The sequence below is a fragment of the Streptomyces violaceorubidus genome, assembly GCF_000717995.1.
In the GTDB taxonomy this organism is placed as follows: Bacteria; Actinomycetota; Actinomycetes; order Streptomycetales; family Streptomycetaceae; genus Streptomyces; species Streptomyces violaceorubidus.
Genome location: NZ_JODM01000188.1, coordinates 1 through 296, shown reverse-complemented (window position 1 = coordinate 296; position 296 = coordinate 1). Strand labels below are relative to the sequence as shown.

The window sequence follows — 296 nt, the reverse complement described above, 5'->3', positions numbered from 1 at the left end:
TTTTCAAGGGCAAGGGGGATCTTGGGCCGGATCTGAACAGGAAGTTCGACCTCTCGAAGAACGCGCCGGTGGTGAATCCGGGCGGGAAGACGCCGTCGGGTTCGGGGCTGAAGGTGGCGGCGGCGACGGCGGACCAGACGTTCAACGCCGCGAGTGCGGGTGTGTCGGAGTACTTCACGGGTGCCGCTCTGACGGGTGGGTTCAACCTGATGGATTTTGCGGGCGGTTCGGTCAGTACTGCTTTCATGTCCTCGCTTGCTCTGGGGGCCAAGGGGCTGGGCATCAAGATGCCGGAC

General features: G+C 63.5%; 1 protein-coding gene. It reads left to right on the top strand.

The window, feature by feature from the left end:
• Positions 1-296: hypothetical protein (locus IE94_RS36870; protein WP_037925035.1), on the top strand; the 296-nt coding region annotated here is incomplete at both ends.